Consider the following 17,075-nt stretch of genomic DNA (forward strand, 5'->3'; position numbering starts at 1 on the left):
GTCCTGGGCGGCGGCGGCCGGGGTGTCGGAGGGCGGAGCCGCGGAGGCCGGGGCGGACGGGTCCGGGGTCTGGGCAGCTGCGGTGCGGGCGTCGTCGGCTCCGGCTCCCGCGGCGGTGCCGGCGTCGCTCCCCGCGGCGGAGGCGGCCGGGTCGCTGAGCAGGTCGCGCATCCAGGCGGGCAGGCGCCTTTCGCGCGGGAAGCGGGCGAGGTCGGCGAGGACGTCCTCCGCGTCCAGCGGGGCCTCCTGCGCCCAGACCTCGGGCTGCTCGTGGTGGTTCAGGTCGATCCCGACCTCGTACTCGGGCTCCGGCCAGCCGTCGGCGCGCAGGATCAGCGTCGCGGAGAGCCAGGAGCCCTCATCCGGCGTGTAGGCCGCCTGCCGCAGCTCGTCCAGCAGCGGCACCGCGCGGGTCTGCGGCCCGAGGATCCCGCTGGAGCCCGGGATCTCCCGGCCGTCGCGGACCTCCACGATGCGCGCGAGGTAGGCGCCGTGGGTGCGGCGCGAGGGCTTGAAGTCGGCGACCATCCGCTCCCAGCCGGGCTCGGTCACGGCGGAGCCGAGCAGCCAGTGGGCGAGCTGGTTGACGGCCGCGTCGACCCTGTCCGTCACGTTCCCGGGCTCCACCGGGCTCATCCCCGAGTCGTCGTTGCTGGACATGCGCGCATCCTTCGGATCAGTGGGCTCTTGCTCTGTCGAGCCTACACATTCGCCCCGCCGCACCGACGCCCGGGAGGGGGCTTTTCCTTGTTAGCCTGTTGGCATGACGAAATCTCTGCAGGACCTGATCGACGAAGCGATCTTCATCTCCACCGAATACCAGGCCCGGCTGGCCGAGATCACCGGGGACTCCGACTGGTCGGTGGATTTCTCGGCGCCGTCGTTCACCCTCGAGTCCGATCCCTCGCGCTCCCTCACGCCCTACCTGCTGGGCACCGAGTCCGATCAGCGGGGCTCCTGGATCTGGGCCTGGCAGGAGCTGGGCCACTTCCCCGACGCCGTGGTGGCCGCCGCCGTGCAGGCGCGCGAGGCCGGCGAGCGCCTGGAGATCCCCGAGCTGACCACCGACGAGCTCCTGTCCTCGGAGGGCCTCGCCCGCCGCCTGACCCTCGCGGCCAAGGCCGCGACCGGCATCTACGCCCACTACCCCGCCGTCGCCGGCGGAGGGGTGCGCGCCTGGCTCCTGCTCGACGGACCCGAGCTGGAGCTGCCCGAGCCCACCGTCCAGCGGATGGGCCGCGTCATGGCCCAGGCCCTGCAGACGGGGACCGCCGTACACCACCAGCGGGCCGTCGACTCCTACGCCCGCCTGCGCGGGGCCCACATCTCCTGGGACACCGAGGCGTGCGCCGTGGTGACCGCGGCCGACGGCGCCCTGCGGCTGTGGTTCGACGAGCAGAGGATCTCCGGGATCGAGCCGGCCGAGCCCGTGGTGGACGAGCGCGAGCTGGCCCGCGTCGCCCGCGACGCCCGGGAGCACCGCGAGGCACTGCGCGAGGAGGGCCGGCGCGCGCTCGACGTCGCCGCCCGCGAGTCCGCGGAGCAGCGGCGCGCCCGCGAGGAGTCCGAGGCGGAGCGGGTCGCCGCGACGCAGGCGGCCCTCGCGGAGGCCGAGGCCGCCGAGGCCCGGCCGACGAGGCGGCCGAGGTCGCAGTCGCACCCGCCGCCGAGACCGCCCCAGCGAGCAGCCGGCGGAGCCGCGCTACGCCGAGGCCCGCGAGCCGTGGCCGAGCCGGCCGGCGTCGTGCCCGCGGACAACAGCGGCGGCGACCTGCCCTTCGACCAGGACCCGCGCGCCGACGTCGAGCCGGGGCTCGTCTCGACCCACGTGATGCCCGAGGAGCAGACCTCGGGCCCCGCGGCGGACGAGGCCGCCACGGACGCTCACCCGGTCGTCGAGCCGCCCAGGAGCCGGCCACCGCCCCGGCGGGCGAGCCCTCCGCCCTGGACCGCCTGCGCGCCGGCGGCAGCACGGCCGCCTCGCGTCCGGCCGCCCCGCAGCAGCCGCGGGACGAGGCTGAGTACGAGGAGTACGAGGAGACCGTCGAGGAGGTCGAGGAGCGCCCGGCCGAGGAGAAGCCGGCCCGCAAGAAGGGCTTCTTCAACCGCTTCTTCGGCCTGTAGGACGGCCCGGCGGGGCCCAGCGCACCGCCTGTCGAGGGCCCGGCGCCGCCCTCCGTTCCCCCGGGAGCGGAGGCAGGCGCCGGGCCCTCGCCGCGTCCGCCGAGGCCCCGAAGCTCGGCCCGCTCACTCGTGTAAACGTCGGGTTTCACGACAGAAACACCGCCGAAACAGCGGTTGCATAACCTGCCGTCATGACCTCGGACCAGCTCACCCAGCAGCGCAGCGAACCGCGCTCCCGGCCCCGCAGCCCCTGGCGCGGCCTGTACCGCTCGACCTTCGTCCACCTGCTGATCGCGGTCGCGCTCGGCGTCGTGGTGGGCCACTTCTTCCCGCAGACCTCCGACGCCCTGAAGTACCTGGGCGACGGGTTCATCCGGCTCATCAAGATGATCATCGCGCCGCTGGTGTTCATGGTCGTCGTCACCGGCATCGCCAAGATCGGCGATATGAGGACCGTGGGCCGCATCGGGCTGAAGACCCTCGGCTACTTCGTGGTCGCCTCCACCGCGGCGGTGGCCTTCGGGATGCTCGTCGGCAACCTCGTGCGCCCCGGCCACGGGCTGTCCATCGACCCGTCCACCCTGGACACCTCGGGGCTCGACGCCGCGACCGCCGAGGGCCCCCAGGGCGCCGGCGAGTTCCTGCTGAGCGTCATCCCGACGTCGATCTTCGACGCCTTCGCGACCAACTCTATGCTGCAGATCCTGTTCTTCTCCGTGTTCTTCGGGCTCGCGATGGTCGCGGTGGGCCCGAAGCGCGCCGAGCCGGTCATCCGCCTGATCGACGACGTGCTCGAGATCATCTTCAAGATCATGGGCTGGATCATGCGGATCGCCCCCCTGGGCGCCTTCGGGGCCATGGCCTACATCATCGGCCAGTACGGCCTGAGCACGCTGGGGACCTACGCGCTGCTGATCCTCGCCTGCTACGCGGCGGCCCTCGGGTTCATCGTGGTGCTCTTAGTGGTCGCCCGCGTGGGCGCCGGGGTGCCCCTGGGCAAGTTCATCTCCTACGCCCGCGAGGAGTTCCTCCTGGCCCTGGGGACGGCGTCCACTGAGGCGGTCCTCCCCCGCATCATGAACAAGCTCTCCGACGCCGGCGCCTCCCGCGCCACGACCGGGCTCGTGGTGCCCACCGGCTACTCCTTCAACATGGACGGCGCGGCGATCTACCTGGCCATCTCCCTGGTCTTCCTGACCCAGGCCTTCGGCGTCGAGATGGACCTGGGCCAGCAGCTCGCGGCCCTCGGCATCCTGCTGCTGACCTCCAAGGGCGTGGCGGGCGTGCCCGGCTCCTCGTTCCTCGCGCTGTCCGCGACCGCGACCGCGATGGGCCTGTTCCCCGTGGCCGGCGTCGCGCTGCTGCTCGGCGCGGACCGGATCATGGACTCGATGCGCGTGGTCGTCAACCTGCTCGGCAACTGCGTCGCGACCTTCGTGGTGGCCCGCTGGGAGGGCCAGCTGGACCACGAGAAGATGCGGCGGACGCTCGGGGCGAGGTAGGCCCCCTGTCCCGGCGCGCAGACGGCCACGGGCCCCGGCATCCTCGAGATGCCGGGGCCCGTGGCCGTTGGGGGATCGGCGATCCTCGGTCCGTCCGCGATCCGCGATCCGCGGCTGACCCTACGACTCGTCCTTCGACCGGTTCAGGTTGACGACCGAGGCCACCAGCCCGCCCCACACGGTGACGATGGCCACCACCATCATGACGATTGCCGAGACGCTCATGCCTGCTCCCCCCTCTCCTGCTCCGGGTGCTGCGAGGCGGCGGCGACCCCCGCGGGCCGGCCGCCCTCCGAGGGATCCCGCGGGGCGGCGTCGGCCCACGGCGCCGGACCTGCCTGATCCCCCCGGGCCGGGGCACGGAGGGCGGGGTCGACGTCCACGCGGGCGGCGTCGCCGCGGCCGGCGTTGCGGCGCAGCAGCGTCCCGTCCAGCGTGGGGTCCAGGACGGCGTACGCGGGGCTCGGCTCGGCGGCCCGCGAGCGCGCCGACCAGGGGATCAGCGACAGCAGCACGGCGACCACGACCAGCCCGATCGACATCCCCCAGCCGTAGACGTTGACGAAGTCGCGCGGCAGCCCGCCGTACCCCTCGGCGATGACGGCGCTGATCTGGTCGATGAGGATGTAGCCCAGCAGGAGCGGGGTCACGACGCCGACGAAGATCTGCCAGGTCCGCCCCACCTTGAAGGCCGAGACGGCGTTCAGGTGGTCCCGGAGCCGCGGCAGCGCGTTGAACCCCGCGGTCAGCAGGGTCACCGCGATCAGCGCCACGACGACGATGCCGAAGTTGTTGACGAAGTTGTCCACGACGTCGAGCAGGTTCAGCCCGGTCGTCGTCGGGAACAGCAGCAGCGAGGCCACGGCGATCAGGCCGCCGACCCCCAGCGTGGCCGGCACGCGGCGCATCCCGAGCTTGTCCTGCACGCCCGCGATGACGACCTCGACGATCGAGATGAGCGAGGTGAACGCCGCGAACGAGAGGGCGCCGAAGAACAGCACCCCGATCAGCAGCCCGAACGGCGCCTCGTTGATCACCGCGGGGAAGGCGATGAAGGCCAGCCCGATGCCGGAGTCCGCCACCTCGGAGACCCCGGTGCCCGCCGCCTGCGCCATGAAGCCCAGCGCCGCGAAGACCCCGATGCCGGCGAGGATCTCGAAGCTGGAGTTGGAGAACCCGACGACCAGGCCCGAGCTCGTCAGGTCGGTCTTGCGCTTCAGGTACGAGGAATAGGTGATCATGATGCCGAAGCCCACCGACAGCGAGAAGAAGATCTGGCCGTAGGCCGCGACCCACACGCCCGAGTCGCCCAGGAGGGACCAGTCGGGGGTGAACAGCGCGTCCAGCCCGATCTCCGCCCCGGGCAGCGTGAGCGCCATGACGACCATGACGACGAACATGACCACCAGCAGCGGCAGGAAGACCACGTTCGAGGCGCCGATGCCCTTCTGCACGCCGAGGGACATCACGATCAGCAGCACGACCCACACGGCCGCGAGCGGGATCATCACCTGCGGCACGACGTCGAAGCCGACGCCCGGCCCGCCGGTGGACTGGGTGAATGTCTCCTGGAAGTACCCGGCGGGGTCATCGCCCCAGGCGCGGGTGAAGGAGAAGCCCGTGTACATGACGGCCCAGGCCAGGATCACGGCGTAGTAGGAGGCGATCACGAAGCAGATCGCCAGCTGCCACCAGCCCAGGAACTCGAGCTTGGGGTGCAGGCGCCGGAAGGACAGCGGCGCGGAGGCCCGGTGCCGGTGCCCGATCGCGTAGTCGAAGAACAGCAGCGGGATGCCCGCGGTCAGCAGCGCCACGAGGTAGGGCACGATGAAGGCGCCCCCGCCGTTCTCGTAGGCGACGTAGGGGAAGCGCCAGATGTTGCCGAGGCCGATGGCGGACCCGATCGCGGCGAAGATGAAGACCCGCCGGCTCGAGAAGCCCTCGCGCCGCTCGGCCGGCGCCTCGGTGGTCGGGGGTGAACTGCTCATAGGAGGCCTCTCGTCGGGTGATGGCGCTGCGGCGTTCTGCGGTGGGTGGGTGCCCCTCAGGCGTCCCGGTGCACGACGGCGTGGGCGAAGCTCTCGAGCGCCCGCTTGACCGTGGAGTCCGGCAGGGGCGAGATGGCCTCGATCGCGTCGTCGGCCCAGCGGTAGGCGATGTTCCAGGCGGTGCTGGTGGCCGGGTGAGCCGCCAGGGCGCGGACGGCGCGGTCCAGGGCCTCGTCGGAGGCGAGGTCTGCGTCCATGAGCTCGACGACGCGCTGGGCCGCCTCGTCCCCGTCCAGCGCGGCCTGCCGCACCAGGATCGTGGGGAGGGTGGGCACGCCCTCGCGCAGGTCGGTGCCCGGGGTCTTGCCGGAGACGGCGTCGTCGGCGGTCACGTCGATGACGTCGTCGGCCAGCTGGAACGCGACGCCGACCAGCTCGCCGTAGCGGATCAGGATCTGCACGGTCTCCTCGGACGCCCCGGCCAGGTGCGAGCCGTACTCGCAGGCCGCGGCGATGAGCGAGCCGGTCTTGCCCTCGATGACCTTGATGTAGTGCGCCAGGAGGTCCTCGTCCGTGCCGGGCCCGGAGGTCTCGTGGAGCTGGCCCAGGACGAGGCGCTCGAAGGTCCGGGCCTGGATGGCCAGCGGCCGGGCCCCGAGCTCTGAGACGATGAGCGAGGCGCGGGAGAAGATCAGGTCCCCGGTCAGGATCGCGACGGAGTTGCCCCAGATGGTGTGCGCGGCGTCGGTCCCGCGGCGCTTGGTCGCGTCGTCCATGACGTCGTCGTGGTACAGGGTCGCCAGGTGGGTCAGCTCGGTGACCACGCCCGCCTGGAGGACGTCGTCGTTGATGCCGCCCGAGGCCTCGGCGGCCAGCAGGGCCAGCAGCGGGCGCACGCGCTTGCCGCCGGCCTCCAGGAGGTGGCGGGCGGCGACGTCGGCCAGGGCGTCCGTGTAGCGCATGGCCCGGTCCAGCCGCTCCTCGACCTCGCCAAGGCCCTGCAGGATCTTGGGGCCGAGCTCCTCGTCGCGGGCGATCAGCTCGAAGCCTGCGGGCAGGGTCATGCCCTCGAAGGCCGCGAAGAGGTCGGCGGTCAGGGGCGTCTCGGGCTGATCCGCCGGCTGGGCGGGGTTTGATTCGGTCACGGGTTCACACTATCTGTCTGACGAGCAAGTTCGCGGTGGGCACGGGCGGCGTGGAAGGGGTCGCCCACGATCTTATCGGGTGGACGTGGCGGGCGTGAGTGCCTCGACGACGCCGATCACTCGGTCCGTGAGCGTCTCCGGCCGGTCGGGGCTCATGTTGGCCATGATCGAGACCGCCAGGCGCATGAGCGCCGGGACCGACATCCCGGCCGCGAGCGCGGCGCGCATGACCGCGGGCCTGCCGATCAGCTGGGCGCAGAGCCTGCCGAGCGTGAAGTACGAGCCCCACGCGCCGCCGATGACGTCGGGGTACTGGGACAGCGCGAGCTCGCGCTGGGCCGGCCCATTGGCCCGGGCGGCCTCCGCGATCAGATCCGCGGCATAGCGACCCGATTCCATCGCGTAGGAGATGCCCTCGCCGTTGAACGGCGAGACCATCCCGCCCGAGTCGCCCAGCAGCATGAGGCCGGGCACGTAGTGGGGAGTGCGGTTGAAGCCCATCGGCAGGGCCGCGCCCAGCACCCGGCCGGTGCGGTGCTCCGGGTCCAGCCGCCACTCCTCGGGCATGCTCGCGGTCCAGGAGGCCAGGACCTTGCGGTAGTCGAGGGTCCCGAACTCCCGGGAGGTGTTGAGGATGCCCAGGCCCACGTTGGCCGTGCCGTCCCCGACGCCGAAGATCCAGCCGTAGCCGGGCAGCAGCCCGCCGGGCCCCGCGGCCTCCGAGGAGGGGGTCCCGGCGCGGCCCGAGGCGCCCCGGGAGCGGCCGGCCGCTCCCCCGGTGCGGGCGGCGTCGTCGCCCCGCAGCTCCAGCCAGCCCTCCATCCAGTCCAGCTCGGAGCGCGGGGAGTCGTAATACGCGCGCACCGCGACGCCCAGGGGGCGGTCGTCGCGCTTCTCCAGCCCGGCCGCGACGGCCACGCGGGTCGAGTTGCCGTCGGCGGCCAGCACGACGTCGGCGTGGAAGTCGGCGGTCTCCCCCGTCCGGCGGCCCGCGGCGTCGTGCAGCCGGGCGCGGATCCCGACGATGCGCTCGGGGTCGCGGAGCAGGCTCGCGGGGAGCCCCTCCGGGGCCGAGCCGAGCTCGCCGGCCCGGATCACCTCGTGGGCCGCGTGGCCCTCCAGGATCCGGGCGCCGGCGGCGCGGGCGTGCCGGGCGAGGTCCTCGTCGAAGCCGTAGCGGGTGCGGGTCAGGCCGTAGCCGGGGAAGTCGCCCGCAGCCTCGAAGGGCAGGTCGATGCTGGTGCCCGCCGCGCGCAGCCGCAGCCCCCGCTGCCGGTGGTAGCCGTCCTCGACGCCGTGCGGCAGGCCCATCAGGACCATCTCGCGGACCGCGCGCGGGGTCAGGCCGTCCCCGCACACCTTCTCCCGCGGGAAGCGGGTCTTCTCCAGCACGGTCACCTCGTGGCCCGAGCTCGCGAGCCAGTAGGCCGCGGTCGAGCCGGCCGGGCCCGCCCCGACGATCAGAACGCGCATCCGCCTCAGCCCTTGAATCCGCGGTGCAGGGCGACGACGCCGCCCGTCAGGTTGCGGTACTTGACGCCCTTCCAGCCGGCGCGGGAGAAGGCGGCCGCGAGCTCGTCCTGGGCGGGCCAGTCGCGGATGGTCTCGGCCAGGTACTCGTAGGACTCCGGGTTGGAGGAGAACAGCCGGGCCGCCGGCGGGAAGGCCCGCATCAGGTACTCCTGGTACAGGACCCGGAAAGGCGGCCACACCGGCGTCGAGAACTCGCAGACCACGATCCGGCCGCCGGTCTTGGTCACCCGGTGCAGCTCGGCGAGGGCGCGGGGGTAGTCGGCCACGTTGCGCAGGCCGAAGGACATGGTGACGACGTCGAACTCGGCGTCGCCGAACGGGAGGTCCGTCACGTCGGCGCGGACGAACTCCATCTCCGGGTGGCGGCGGCGGCCCTCGGCGAGCATGCCCTCGGAGAGGTCGGCGGCCACGACGTCGAGGCCGGCCTCCGCGTAGGGCACCGACGAGGTGCCGGTGCCGGCCGCGATGTCCAGGACCCGCTGCCCGGGACGCGGCTCCACGGCGGCCACGGTGGCGCGGCGCCAGCCGCGGTCCTGGCCCAGGGACAGCAGGGTGTTCATCAGGTCGTAGCGCGGGGCCACGCCGTCGAACATCTCGGCGACCTCGTCGCTCACTTTTCTCAGATCTGCGCGGTTCACATCCCCATTGTGTCAGAACGGCCCGCCGCGGATAACCTGGAGGCTGCCGCGCCGGCGATCCCGCCGCCCGGCCCCACCGGACGGCGCCCCGGCCGCCGGCGCTCGTGTAGGGTTCCCCACCGGACGCGGCGCCCGCTCCCTGGCGCGCCGGACCCATCATTCCTACCCATCGACGAGGACCCACATGCGCAGATCGCTCGCCAGCGCGGGGCTGACCGCCGCCGCGGCGCTCGCCCTGACCGGCTGCACCCCGATGCAGACGGTCTCCACCGAATCCGGCGAGGTGCAGCTGGTGAGCGAGGGCAGCATGACCATGTGCGCCAACTCCCCCTACAAGCCCTTCGAGTTCGACCGGGGCGGGGAGATCGTGGGCCTGGACCCCGACCTCGGCACCGAGATCGCGCGCAGCATGGGCGTGGAGCTGACCGTGCTGAACACCAGCTTCGAGTCGCTGGAGTCGGGCTCGGCGCTGTCCTCGCTGCAGTGCGACGTCGTGATCTCCGGCATGGGCGCCACCGAGGAGCGGGAGTCCGTGATGGATCTCTCACAGCCCTACGTCGACGACTCGCTCGCGGTGCTGACCCTGGACGACTCGGGCATCGCCTCCGCAGAGGACCTGCCCGGCCGGCGCGTGGGGGTCCAGCAGGGCACCTCCGGCGACGACTACGCCGACGAGGCAGGGCTGGAGAAGATCCAGTACGAGGACACCGGGCTGCTGCTGCAGGCCCTGGCCACCGGGCAGCTCGACGCCGTGGTGGGCAACCTCTCGATCTTCGCCGACGAGCTGCAGACCAACGAGCGGGCGACCGTGGTCGACGAGATCGGCTCCGGGGAGCCGCTGGTGGTCGGGGTCCGGCAGGGCAACGAGAACCTGCTGCGGCACGTCGACTCCGTACTGGCGGAGATGGAGCGCGACGGGCGCCTGGACGCCATCCGCTCGCAGTGGCTCGGCGCGGAGGCCGCCGACGCCGCCCGCCCCGAGGCGCCCGAGGCCTCCTAGCCCCCGCGGCGCCGCCCGGTCCGCCGCGGCGCCGCGCCGGCCACCACCGATCACCCACCACGAGCAGCGAGGAACCGAACCTTCGATGGCAATGTCAATGCGTCAGCGGCAGCGCACCAGCCGCACCGTGCAGTACGCGGTCCTGATCGCGGCGGTGCTCGCCGTCGCGATCTTCGCCGACTGGCCCACCCTGATCGACGCGGCCTTCGACCCGGAGATCATCGCCCAGCAGTTCCCCGGGATCATCGTCACGGCGCTGAAGAACACCGTCATCTACACGCTGCTCGGCTTCGTCGTCGGCGTCGTGGGCGGGACCCTGCTGGCCCTGATGAAGCTCTCCTCGGTGGCCCCGTACCGGTGGCTGGCCACCGTGTACATCGAGGTCTTCCGCGGCCTGCCCGCCCTGCTGGTCTTCCTGGCCTTCGGCTACGGCATCCCGCTCGCCTTCGGCTTCCGCTTCACCAACTACGTCACCGTGATGCTGGCCCTGGGGCTGGTCTCGGCGGCCTACATCGGCGAGGTCTTGCGCGCCGGCCTCCAGGCCGTGCCCAAGGGGCAGCTGGAGGCGGCCCGCTCGCTCGGCATGTCCCACAGCCGGGCCATGGTCACGATCGTCATCCCGCAGGCCCTGCGGATCGTCCTGCCGCCCATGACCAACGAGATCATCCTGCTGACCAAGGACTCCTCGCTCGTCTACCTGCTCGGCATGACCGTGGCGCAGTACGAGCTGACCAAGTTCGGCCGCGAGGGCATCGCCGCCACCGGCGCCGGGCTGACCCCGCTCGTGGTGGCCGGCGCCTGCTACCTGATCATCACCGTGCCCCTGGGCGTCCTGGCCCGCCGCTTCGAGAACCGCGCCGACAAGGCGTCCCGCTAGCTTCCACGCCCGAGAGGTAACCATGTCCGACGCATCCACGCCCGCTCCCCACGCCTCGGCCTCCATCCGGGGGCTGCACAAGTCCTACGGCCCCGTCGAGGTCCTGAAGGGCATCGACCTGGAGGTCGCGGCCGGCGAGGTCGTGTGCCTCATCGGCCCGTCCGGGTCCGGCAAGTCCACACTGCTGCGCTGCGTCAACCTGCTGGAGTCCCCGCAGCGCGGCACAATCGAGGTCGCCGGGCACGAGGTCACCGACCCCGAGGCCGACCTGGACCTCGCCCGCCGCTCGGTCGGCATGGTCTTCCAGCAGTTCAACCTGTTCCCGCACCTCACGGTGCTGGAGAACTGCAACGTGGCCCAGCGCAAGGTGCTCAAGCGCTCCCGCGCCGAGGCCTCCGAGACGTCCCGGCGCAACCTCGAGCTGGTCGGCCTGGCCGACAAGACCGACCGCTACCCCGACCAGCTCTCGGGCGGGCAGCAGCAGCGCGTGGCCATCGCGCGCGCGCTGTCGATGGACCCGCAGCTGATGCTCTTCGACGAGCCGACCTCCGCCCTGGACCCAGAGACCGTGGGCGACGTCCTGGCGGTCATGCGCTCCCTGGCCGAGCGCGGCATGACCATGCTGGTGGTGACCCACGAGATGGCCTTCGCCCGCGACGTCGCCGACCGGGTGGCCTTCATGGACGGCGGGGTCGTGGTCGAGGAGGGGCCGGCCGCCGAGGTGATCGGCGCGCCGCAGCAGGAGCGCACGCAGCGCTTCCTCTCCCGGGTGCTGAACCCGACCGGCGTCGAGGCACCGGAGGACTGACGGCCGCTCCGGGGGCTCGCCCCGGAAGAGGCGTCCATCACATCGCCCGGCGATCCGCGCCCCGGTCGTTGCACCCGGTGCATCGTTGCACTTAGTGTAAGAGAGTGAGCGATTCTCCAGCCCCTCCCCCCGACGACGCCGCCCGCCCGGACCGGCGCGCCCTCGTGCGCACCCAGAACCGCCGGGCGATCGCGGCCGCCGCGGCGGAGCTGATCCGCGTCAAGGGCGCCGACCAGCTGCGCGTGGACGAGATCGCCGAGCGGGCGGGCGTCTCGCGCCGCACGGTGTTCAACCACTTCTCCTCGATCGAGGAGGCGGCCTACGCCCAGCTGCACGACGACTTCGACTCCCTGATCGCGGGCTTCCGCCTCGACGTCGAGGGCAGGACGGAGCGCATGGCCGCGGAGGTGACCCAGGCCTTCGGGGACTTCATCCTCGAGGCCGAGCCCCTGCGGATCGTCCAGGGCATCCTGGACACCGCCGCGCAGCTGCGCCACCACCAGTCGCTGGACTCGTGGGGGCAGCAGTCCATCGAGCACACCATCGAGGCCTTCGCCCGGCTGGTGGACGCCGCCTACCCCGACGCCGACCGGGTGCGCGTGCGCATCCTGTGCACCGTCCTCATCGAGTCGGTGGCGGTCTCGCTCGAGGCCTGCGTCGACGAGCCGCAGTCCCTGGAGCACTCCCGCGCCCGGGTGATCGAGGCGCTCACCTTCCTCTCCTCCTCGCACTTCTCCTTCCGGCACTCATCGAATAGGAACTGATCGTGGCATCACTTCTGTACAGACTCGGGCGGTTCGCCGCCCGCACCGCGTGGCTGTTCATCGCGCTCTGGGTGGTCGTGCTGGCCGCCGCGGGCGGCAGCTTCGCGGCCTTCGGCGGGCAGCTGAGCAACAGCTTCAGCATCCCGGGCTCGGAGACCGAGCGGCTCCAGGACGTCCTGAAGGAGGAGCTGCCGGCCGCCAGCAACGGCATCGGGCAGGTGGTGCTCACCACCGATGACGACCAGCCGTTCACCGACGACCAGCGCGCGCAGATCTCCTCCTTCCTGGGCGGGCTGTCCGACATCGACGGCGTCGAGCAGGCCATCGACCCGTTCGAGACCGAGCAGCAGATGGCCGACGCCAAGACGCAGCTCGACGACGCCGCCGGCCAGATCGAAGGCGGCTGGTCCCAGATCCTCTCGGGCGAGCAGCAGGTCAGCGACGGCCGCGCCCAGCTCGACGACGCCCAGTCCCAACTGGACTCCGCCCGCTCCGAGAACGACGACCTCGGCGTGCGCGGCGGCGACGGCGACAGCCTCGCCGAGCAGCAGCGCGAGCTGGACGACCGGCGCTCCGAGCTGGACTCGACCGCCGACCAGCTGGCCGACAGCCGCGAAGAGCTGCAGGCCCAGCAGGACACGTACAACACCAACCGCGCGCTGTACGCCCTCTCCTCCGCCGCGGACATGGTCTCCGAGGACGGGACCACGGCCCTGGTGAACATCGCCTTCACCGAGTCCGAGCAGAACATCAGCCAGGAGACCAAGGACGCGGTCATGGACGAGTTCGCCGACGCCGGGCTCGACGGCGTCGACGACGAGATCAGCATGACCATCGCCCAGGACATCAACAGCCTGGCCGGTCCCTCGGAGATCATCGGCGTCGTGGTGGCGCTGATCGTCCTGCTGATCATGCTGGGGACGCTGATCGCCGCGGGCCTGCCGATCCTGACCGCGCTGATCGGCGTCGGCATCGGCAGCCTCATCACGCTGGCGCTCTCCGCGGTGTTCGAGGTCCAGCAGATCACCCCGATCCTGGGCCTGATGCTCGGGCTCGCGGTCGGCATCGACTACTCGCTGTTCATCATCAACCGGCACCGGACCAACCTGCGCCACGGCCTGGGGGTCGAGGAGTCGGTCGGCCTGGCCAACGGGACGAGCGGCAACGCCGTCGTCTTCGCCGGGTCCACGGTGATGATCGCGCTGCTGGCGCTCAACGTCGTCGGGATCCCGTTCCTGGGGCTCATGGGGACCACGGCGGCGATCTCGGTGCTCATCGCCGTGCTGATCTCCGTGACCCTGACCCCGGCCCTGCTGGGGCTGATCGGGCTGCGAGCGCTGTCCAAGGGCCAGCGGGCCGCCTACCGGGGCGACGCCGGCAAGCACGTCCGCCGGCGCAACCCGGCCGAGGCGCGCGGCTGGATCAAGATGGTCACCCGGCACCCGGTCTCGGTGATCGTGGCGACCGTGGTGGTGCTCGGCATCGTCGCGATCCCGGCGGCCTCGATGCGCCTGGGCCTGCCCGACGCCTCGACCGAGCCGCAGGACTCCACGCAGTACCGGGCCTACCAGGTCATCGCGGACAAGTTCGGCGCGGGCGCCAACGGTCCCATCGTGGGCGTGGCGCAGGCCGAGGGCGACCTCGACGAGGCGCAGGCCCAGGAGCTGCAGGTCGACATCGCCCAGCGCATCCTCGAGGACGACGACGTCGTCTCCGTGGTCCCCTCGGGCATGTCCGAGGACCACTCGACCCTGGTCTTCCAGATCACCCCGACCGAGGGGCCCGCGGCCGACTCGACCGAGGTGCTGGTCAACGACCTGCGCGACCTCTCCGGCGAGATCCAGGACCGCTACGGCGCGACCCTGGGCGTGACCGGCATGACCGGCGGCAACATCGACATCTCGCAGATCCTGGCGGGCGCCCTGCCGGTCTACGTGGGGATCGTCCTGGGGCTGTCCTTCATCATCCTGATCCTGGTGTTCCGCTCGATCCTCGTGCCGCTGTTCGCGACGCTGGGCTTCCTGTTCTCGCTGCTCGCGGTGTTCGGCGGCGTCGTCGCGATCTACCAGTGGGGCTGGCTGGGGCCGGTCTTCGGCGTGCACGACCCCTCGGTGGTGCTCTCGTTCCTGCCGATCCTCACGGTCGGCATCCTCTTCGGCCTCGCGATGGACTACCAGATCTTCCTGGTCACCGGGATGCGGGAGAGCTACGCGCACGGCCAGGCGGCGCGGCGCGCGGTGGTCACCGGGTACAACCAGTCGGCCCGGGTGGTCATCGCCGCGGCGATCATCATGATGAGCGTGTTCGGCGGCTTCGTGTTCTCTGAGCTGTCGATGATCCGGCCGATCGGCTTCGGCCTGGCGCTGGGCGTCTTCCTGGACGCCTTCGTCATCCGCATGACCCTGATCCCCGCGGTGATGCACCTGCTGGGCGAGAAGGCCTGGTGGATCCCGCGCTGGCTGGACCGGATCCTGCCCAACGTGGACGTCGAGGGCTCCTCGCTGGAGAACCGGGTGCACCGGCAGCACGCGGAGGACGACGCTGCTGAGGCCGGTGCGGGTCCGTCGACGGACGATGCGGCGACGCGGACCGCGGCGCCGGCGGAGGAGTCGGCCGCAGCCCGCTGACCGAGGCGGGCCGGGGCACACCGCCCCGGCCCGCCCACCTGCGACGAAGGTCCCCGTCCCCAGCGGTCATCGCTGGGGGCGGGGACCTTCGTCGTCCTCCTTCGCGAATCGGCCGGATCCAGTGATGGGCTGGCGATGGATCTGCAAATGGCTACTGCGATGAGGGGAAACGCTTCATCTCCATGCCTTGCCACATTCATCAACTCGCTCGAAATCGTCGCCAGAAGCGGTTATTCGGGGGTAATCCATCGAGAATATTGCTCCGAAAGTAGCAGCACCTTGTACTTAGCCCACCCTGGCGGGCTTGGTAATGCTGAAGTAGCCGCTCAAGCGAGTCACCCGGATGGCGAGAGTGGGCCTGCGCCACCCGGCCGGCACTACGAACATTTCATCAGGAGGAGAAAACATGAGCCACAATAGTTCCTCAATTTTTGATCGTCGGACGATATTGACGGCCGCTGCCGTTGGGACGGGGGCAGCATTCCTGGGAGTTCCAGCCCTTGCCTCTCCTCCCTCAGGAAGCACATCGGTCACCCCTCCAGCTGCCCCCTCCTTGCCGGGGGGTTGCGTGCGAGGAAAGGTCGTGGATTACGTTCAAGGCGTCCCCATCTACGAAGTCGTGGATGGTGGCGGTCAGGTGGCAGGAGTCACCCTTCCAGTTGATGAGTTGAAGAAGCTTGACGAATACGCGCAGCATCTGAGACGAGAGTTCGATGCTCCGCCTCCCCGCACCGGCGTAGTCGGTGCCCAAGCGAACGTCACCCGGGTCGCCGCCTGCGCGGCCGGAATCGCATGGTTCATAGCCCAGACGGTGTTTCCCGCTGCCAGAATCGCGAACCTGGCATTCCGTCTCGGACGTTTGGTTTCCAGATACGGAGCCCGAACAGTCGCTCGTATCTTCATGGGGGCTCGCGGCATCGCTGGTCGATCCGCCGAACGGGAAATCATCGACTTGGCAAAAAGTCTTTCCGGCGTGGCTGCGTTGGGGGCATGTGGGATCTAGTCCCGGAGGATGTCGTACTAAGTATCAGACTGATACTCATGACCATTTTTTCTTATGACCAGGACAAACGCCCGATCCCAAGCGGTCCTGCGCGTCTCCGGAACCCATCTCTTCAGCGATAGAGCACAGGACTGTCCGGAAGCCTGCTACTTGTGCCTAGCCAACCCTTCTCCCCACCTCGAAAGGACTCAGCATGAAGGGCAGACGACGTTCGCTCCTGTGGCGCGAGGCCCAGTCTGCCTTGTCTGCCGTCGCGGCGCTCCTCCTGGGGCTGGCCATAGCCTCCGGGCCCGTGTCACTCGGCATCGTGACGCTCCCCCACAGTGTCTTCTTCGGCTGCGCCGTCGCCGTGTTGGCTGCGTCGTATCTCGTCCTCCGCTGGGGCCGGCGCGTCGCCTCGGCGTCGGTGGAACGCCGGCGCCGACGCTGAGCGGGACCCTTCAGCGCAGGGAGTTCAGCTCGTGGTGCAGCGCGCCCAGCATCGAGCGGGTGCCGCGCACCTCGATCACCGAGATGCCCTCGGGCACCTCGGCCAGCAGCTCCTCGAGCTCGTCGACGCGCCGGGCGGAGTCGTAGCGGTGCCCGTAGGCGGTCACGATCCGCTCGAAGTCCGCGGCGTGCGGGGTGCCGAAGAAGCGCTCGACGGCGGCCGTCCAGTCCTCGTGCTCCCCCACCCGGCCGTGCTCCAGCGTCGCGAAGATGCCACCCCCGGCGTCGTTGAACACCACGATCTGCAGACGCGGGACCCGCTCGCCGGGGCCGAAGAGCAGGGCGCCGACGTCGTGCAGGAAGGTCAGGTCGCCGATCAGCAGCCGCACGGGCGCCCCCTCGGCGAGGGCGATCCCGCTGGCCGTGGCGATCGTGCCGTCAATGCCGGCCAGCCCGCGGTTGGAGTACACGCGGGGAACGTCGGCCGGGTCCAGGTCGCCGGGCTCGGCCGCGAGGTCGAGGTCCCGCACCGCGTTCGAGGAGCCGGAGATCAGCGTCGCGCCGTCGGCCACCGCGGCGCGCCACACGGCCCGGGCCACCTCGAGGCCGCCGGGGACGCCGGTGCGCTCCCCGGCGG

At 71.2% G+C, this 17,075-nt stretch carries 14 protein-coding genes and 2 pseudogenes; 8 read left to right on the forward strand and 8 right to left on the reverse strand.

The genetic code is table 11. The features are described 5' to 3' along the window. A pseudogene (locus tag NBM05_RS13870) lies at nucleotides 1-660 on the reverse strand (hypothetical protein); the annotation flags it as partial. Between the two features lie 103 nt (nucleotides 661-763). Here NBM05_RS13870 and NBM05_RS15930 point away from each other — a divergent pair. Next, nucleotides 764-1,138, forward strand: a pseudogene (locus NBM05_RS15930) (DUF6882 domain-containing protein); the annotation flags it as partial. A 564-nt stretch (nucleotides 1,139-1,702) separates the two neighbouring features. On the opposite strand, the gene NBM05_RS15500 reads toward NBM05_RS15930, so the two are convergent. Then, entirely contained in the window at nucleotides 1,703-1,828 is a 126-nt protein-coding gene (locus tag NBM05_RS15500; protein ID WP_302184038.1) for a hypothetical protein, read from the reverse strand. Between the two features lie 487 nt (nucleotides 1,829-2,315). Between NBM05_RS15500 and NBM05_RS13875 the strand changes: the two genes are divergently transcribed. After that, nucleotides 2,316-3,626 carry a cation:dicarboxylate symporter family transporter gene (locus NBM05_RS13875; RefSeq protein WP_254168675.1) on the forward strand — a complete coding sequence of 437 codons (1,311 nt, stop codon included), beginning with the start codon at nucleotides 2,316-2,318 and terminating at the stop codon, nucleotides 3,624-3,626. Between the two features lie 120 nt (nucleotides 3,627-3,746). On the opposite strand, the gene NBM05_RS13880 is transcribed toward NBM05_RS13875, so the two are convergent. The 5 genes from NBM05_RS13880 to NBM05_RS13900 all read right to left on the reverse strand — a co-directional run bounded on the left by NBM05_RS13880 (nucleotide 3,747) and on the right by NBM05_RS13900 (nucleotide 8,885). Then, complete coding sequence (locus NBM05_RS13880; RefSeq protein ID WP_254168677.1) at nucleotides 3,747-3,851, reverse strand: methionine/alanine import family NSS transporter small subunit; 105 nt, start codon at nucleotides 3,849-3,851, stop codon at nucleotides 3,747-3,749. After that, on the reverse strand, nucleotides 3,848-5,614 hold the full coding sequence (locus tag NBM05_RS13885; protein WP_254168678.1) for a sodium-dependent transporter: 1,767 nt from the start codon (nucleotides 5,612-5,614) through the stop codon (nucleotides 3,848-3,850). The genes NBM05_RS13880 and NBM05_RS13885 overlap by 4 nt, the downstream gene beginning before the upstream one ends. A gap of 56 nt (nucleotides 5,615-5,670) precedes the next feature. Beyond that, nucleotides 5,671-6,678, reverse strand: a complete 1,008-nt coding sequence (locus NBM05_RS13890; protein WP_254168695.1) for a polyprenyl synthetase family protein — start codon at nucleotides 6,676-6,678, stop codon at nucleotides 5,671-5,673. Nucleotides 6,679-6,831: 153 nt separating this feature from the next. Next, the gene (locus tag NBM05_RS13895; RefSeq protein ID WP_254168680.1) at nucleotides 6,832-8,232 is read right to left on the reverse strand and encodes an FAD-dependent oxidoreductase; all 1,401 of its coding nucleotides are present in this window, start codon (nucleotides 8,230-8,232) and stop codon (nucleotides 6,832-6,834) included. Between the two features lie 5 nt (nucleotides 8,233-8,237). Then, entirely contained in the window at nucleotides 8,238-8,885 is a 648-nt protein-coding gene (locus NBM05_RS13900; protein WP_254168696.1) for a demethylmenaquinone methyltransferase, read from the reverse strand. Nucleotides 8,886-9,114: 229 nt separating this feature from the next. Between NBM05_RS13900 and NBM05_RS13905 the strand changes: the two genes are divergently transcribed. From NBM05_RS13905 to NBM05_RS13930, 6 genes are all read left to right on the forward strand, one after another. After that, on the forward strand, nucleotides 9,115-9,930 hold the full coding sequence (locus tag NBM05_RS13905; protein WP_254168682.1) for an ABC transporter substrate-binding protein: 816 nt from the start codon (nucleotides 9,115-9,117) through the stop codon (nucleotides 9,928-9,930). An 85-nt stretch (nucleotides 9,931-10,015) separates the two neighbouring features. Beyond that, nucleotides 10,016-10,807, forward strand: a complete 792-nt coding sequence (locus NBM05_RS13910; protein ID WP_254168683.1) for an amino acid ABC transporter permease — start codon at nucleotides 10,016-10,018, stop codon at nucleotides 10,805-10,807. Nucleotides 10,808-10,829: 22 nt separating this feature from the next. Continuing rightward, nucleotides 10,830-11,615: an amino acid ABC transporter ATP-binding protein gene (locus NBM05_RS13915; protein WP_254168685.1), complete on the forward strand. Its 786-nt coding sequence runs from the start codon at nucleotides 10,830-10,832 to the stop codon at nucleotides 11,613-11,615. Between the two features lie 104 nt (nucleotides 11,616-11,719). Next, complete coding sequence (locus NBM05_RS13920) at nucleotides 11,720-12,379, forward strand: TetR/AcrR family transcriptional regulator (RefSeq protein ID WP_254168687.1); 660 nt, start codon at nucleotides 11,720-11,722, stop codon at nucleotides 12,377-12,379. A 2-nt stretch (nucleotides 12,380-12,381) separates the two neighbouring features. Next, nucleotides 12,382-15,006 (forward strand): MMPL family transporter, encoded by a 2,625-nt coding sequence (locus NBM05_RS13925; protein WP_254168689.1) that lies wholly within the window; start codon nucleotides 12,382-12,384, stop codon nucleotides 15,004-15,006. A 583-nt stretch (nucleotides 15,007-15,589) separates the two neighbouring features. Continuing rightward, a complete protein-coding gene (locus tag NBM05_RS13930) occupies nucleotides 15,590-16,009 on the forward strand; it encodes a hypothetical protein (RefSeq protein WP_254168691.1) in 420 nt (139 codons plus the stop codon). Nucleotides 16,010-16,449: 440 nt separating this feature from the next. On the opposite strand, the gene NBM05_RS13935 is transcribed toward NBM05_RS13930, so the two are convergent. After that, nucleotides 16,450-17,075 (reverse strand): thiamine pyrophosphate-binding protein (locus NBM05_RS13935; protein WP_254168693.1); only part of this gene is annotated, 626 nt, incomplete at its 5' end.

This window comes from Rothia santali (genome assembly GCF_024199905.1).
Lineage (GTDB): Bacteria > Actinomycetota > Actinomycetes > Actinomycetales > Micrococcaceae > Rothia > Rothia santali.